Source organism: Streptomyces sp. NPDC056948, from assembly GCF_042674225.1.
Lineage (GTDB): Bacteria > Actinomycetota > Actinomycetes > Streptomycetales > Streptomycetaceae > Streptomyces > Streptomyces purpurascens.
The window spans coordinates 1-3,569 of sequence record NZ_JBHUQX010000640.1; the positions used below are offsets into that span (position 1 = coordinate 1).

Below are 3,569 nucleotides of genomic sequence, written 5' to 3' on the forward strand. Positions count from 1 at the left end.
AGCTTGATCTGCTCGTCGGCCCGCCCGAGGAAGACCAGTCCCTCCGGCTCGGCCCGCACCAGGTCACCGCTGCGGTACGCCCGCTCCCAGCCCAGCGACTCCAGCGGCGCGTACTTCTCCGCGTCCTTCTCGGCGTCGAGATACCGGGCGAGTCCGACCCCGCCGATCACCAGCTGACCGCTGCCGCCCATCGGCACGGGCTCACCGGCCTCGTCCACGACGGCCAGCTCCCAGCCGTCCAGCGGCAGCCCGATCCGGATCGGCTCCTCGCCGCTCATCAGCGACGCGCAGGCCACGACGGTCGCCTCGGTCGGCCCGTAGGTGTTCCACACCTCGCGCCCCTCGGTCACCAGACGCTGCGCCAGCTCGGGCGGGCACGCCTCGCCGCCGAAGATCAGCAGGCGTACGTCGTTGAGCGTCTCCGGCTCCCACAGCGCGGCCAGCGTCGGCACGGTGGACACGACGGTGATCTCCTGCTCGACCAGCCAGGGCCCGAGATCGGCGCCGCTCCTGACCTGCGAGCGCGGCACCGGCACCAGACAGGCGCCGTGCCGCCACGCCAGCCACATCTCCTCACAGGACGCGTCGAACGCGACGGACAGCCCCGCCATGACCCGGTCACCGGGCCCGATCGGCTCCTCGGCCAGGAACAGCGCGGCTTCCGCGTCCACGAAGGCGGCGGCGCTGCGGTGGCCGACGGCCACGCCCTTGGGCTTCCCGGTGGAGCCGGAGGTGAAGATGATCCACGCGTCGTGCCCGACACCGGGCCGGGCGGCGGCATGCCCGGCGGCATCGCCGACGGTCAGCTCGTGACCGGCCCCGATGACCGCTCGCACCCCGGCCTCGCCGAAGACCAGCGCGGCCCGCTCGTCGGGGTCCTCTGCGTCCACGGGCACGTACGCGGCACCGGCGGCCAGCACCGCGAGGATCGCCACATACAGATCGTTGGTGCCCGACGGGACCCGCACCCCGACGCGGTCCCCGAGCCCGACCTTCGCGGCGGCCAGTCTCCGCCGCAGGTTCTCCACCTCGACGGCCAGCGCGCGGTAGGTGAGCAGCCGGTGGCCGTCGTCGAGTGCGGGCTCGTCGGGATACGAACGTGCGGATGCCTCGAAGAGGTCGACCAGGGTGCGGGGCGAGGCCGCGGGACCGGCGGAGAAGCGGGCCACGTCGCGGAGTCCTGTGCTCAACTCCCGGTCCAGCAGAGTGAGGTCGGGGCTTTCGTACAGGGCGGCCATCGGATCCTCGCGTCTCGAACCCGGACCTTCCGGGGCGCCGACGGGCCCGCAGGTCTGCCTGGGGATGTTCCGTTCCGGCGCGAACAAGCCCAATACTCTAGTGGTCGGGTTACTTCGTCCTGTCATGTCCGCCACTCGGAGGCAAACGCGAGACACCGTTCAGGCGCGGCCCTGCCCCCTCCCACCTGGGCTTCTGCCGACGGGGCGAGATGTCGCCCACATTCCGCGCGTCCCAGGCACAAACGACGAAAAGCCCCTCGACGAGAGGGGCTTTTCGATCTGTGTCCGAGGGGGGACTTGAACCCCCACGCCCGATAAAGGGCACTAGCACCTCAAGCTAGCGCGTCTGCCATTCCGCCACCCGGACAAGGTGTCTGTCGCGTGGGTTCTCCCCGCGGCGACGACGTAAACATTACCAGGCTTTCCGGGGTGGCCGATCACCCCCGCCCGCGCCGCGGCGGGGTGTGAACGGCGTGTGACGGGCCGGGAGCGGTCTTGGGGACCGGGCCGTGTGGAGGGAGGATGAGAGGGACCCACCAGCAGTGACAGCGGGAGGAAGCACGTGAGCGAGACGGACACGGCCAGGAGCGTCACCGGCGAGGACGAGGTCGTGGACCTCTGCCGCGAGCTGATCCAGATCGACACCAGCAACTACGGCGACCACTCGGGTCCTGGCGAGCGCAAGGCGGCCGAGTACGTCGCCGAGAAGCTCGCCGAGGTCGGGCTCGAACCGCGGATCTTCGAGTCCCACCCGGGCCGCGCCTCCACGGTGGCCCGGATCGAGGGCGAGGACCCCTCCCGGCCCGCGCTCCTCATCCACGGCCACACCGACGTCGTACCGGCCAACGCCGACGACTGGACCCACCACCCCTTCTCCGGCGAGGTCGCCGACGGCTGCGTCTGGGGCCGCGGGGCCGTCGACATGAAGGACATGGACGCGATGACCCTCGCGGTCGTTCGCGACCGGCTGCGCAGCGGGCGTAAGCCCCCGCGTGACATCGTCCTCGCGTTCCTCGCGGACGAGGAGGCCGGCGGCACGTACGGCGCCAAGCACCTCGTGCGCAACCACCCGGACCTGTTCGAGGGCGTCACCGAGGCGATCAGCGAGGTGGGCGGCTTCTCGTTCACCGTCAGCGAGCAGCGGCGGCTCTACATGATCCAGACGGCCGAGAAGGGCATGCACTGGATGAAGCTCACCGTGGCCGGCACCGCCGGGCACGGATCGATGATCCACCGGGACAACGCGATCACCGAGCTGTCGGAGGCCGTCGCGCGGCTCGGGCGGCACAAGTTCCCGGTGCGGGTCACCAAGACCACCCGCGCCTTCCTCGACGAGCTCGGCGACGCCCTCGGCACCGAACTCGACCCGGAGGATATGGAGTCGACCCTCGTCAGGCTCGGCGGCATCGCCAAGTTCATCGGCGCGACCCTGAGCAACACGGCCAACCCGACGCAGCTCGGCGCCGGTTACAAGGTCAACGTCATCCCGGGCGAGGCGACCGCCCACGTCGACGGGCGGTTCCTGCCCGGACACGAGGAGGAGTTCCTCGCCGACCTCGACCGGATCCTCGGCCCGAACGTGCGCCGCGAGGACGTCCACGCCGACAAGGCCGTCGAGACCACCTTCGACGGGGCACTCGTGGGGGCGATGCAGTCCGCGCTGCTCGCCGAGGACCCGACCGCCAAGGCGATCCCCTACATGCTCTCCGGCGGGACGGACGCGAAGTCCTTCGACGACCTGGGCATCCGGGGCTTCGGCTTCGCGCCGCTGAAGCTGCCGCCGGAGCTGGACTTCGCGGGCATGTTCCACGGCGTCGACGAGCGGGTGCCGGTGGACGGCCTGAAGTTCGGCGTGCGGGTGCTCGACCGGTTCATCGACGCGTCCTGAATCGGCCCTCCGATCGGAAGTATTCGCTCGCCCGTACGGAACCGACTGGGAAGAGTGAATGCGACGATAAGCTCGTAGCCTCATTACTCCCTCCTCGTTACAGGTAATGCGATCGCAAGATGGGTCGCTTTGCCAACTAGGAGGAATAATGATCAAGAAGGTCGTCGCTGCTGCGGCTGCCACCGGTGGGCTGGTTCTCGCGGGCGCGGGCCTGGCCGTGGCCGACTCGGGTGCCCAGGGTGCTGCCGTGCACTCCCCGGGTGTCCTGTCCGGCAACGTTGTTCAGGTGCCCGTTCACGTCCCGGTGAACGTCTGCGGCAACACGGTCTCCGTGATCGGGCTGCTGAACCCCGCCTTCGGCAACACCTGCGTCAACAAGTGACGCTTCCCCCTCTCTGAGGGGAGCTCAAAAAGCCATCGGTCCCGGAGCGCGTGCCATGCGC

Annotated in this window: 3 protein-coding genes and 1 tRNA gene; 2 read left to right on the top strand and 2 right to left on the bottom strand. The window is 70.0% G+C overall.

The features are described from left to right. Both ACFTZL_RS42680 and ACFTZL_RS42685 read right to left on the bottom strand, forming a co-directional pair. The coding region (locus tag ACFTZL_RS42680) for an AMP-binding protein (protein ID WP_382595342.1) at positions 1 to 1,238 on the bottom strand (1,238 nt) is incomplete at its 3' end. 282 nt (positions 1,239 to 1,520) lie between these two features. Next, a tRNA-Leu gene (locus tag ACFTZL_RS42685) sits at positions 1,521 to 1,605 on the bottom strand. Between the two features lie 195 nt (positions 1,606 to 1,800). Here ACFTZL_RS42685 and ACFTZL_RS42690 point away from each other — a divergent pair. Together ACFTZL_RS42690 and chpH are read left to right on the top strand one after the other, a co-directional pair. Then, complete coding sequence (locus ACFTZL_RS42690) at positions 1,801 to 3,126, top strand: M20/M25/M40 family metallo-hydrolase (RefSeq protein ID WP_382595345.1); 1,326 nt, start codon at positions 1,801 to 1,803, stop codon at positions 3,124 to 3,126. A gap of 148 nt (positions 3,127 to 3,274) precedes the next feature. Beyond that, positions 3,275 to 3,508: a chaplin ChpH gene (gene chpH / locus ACFTZL_RS42695; protein WP_215122472.1), complete on the top strand. Its 234-nt coding sequence runs from the start codon at positions 3,275 to 3,277 to the stop codon at positions 3,506 to 3,508. Positions 3,509 to 3,569 lie beyond the last annotated feature (61 nt).

What these genes read in the sequence shown, in the direction of transcription:
- chpH (WP_215122472.1), top strand. Translation starts at nt 3,275, where the DNA reads ATGATCAAGAAGGTCGTCGCTGCTGCGGCTGCCACCGGTGGGCTGGTT.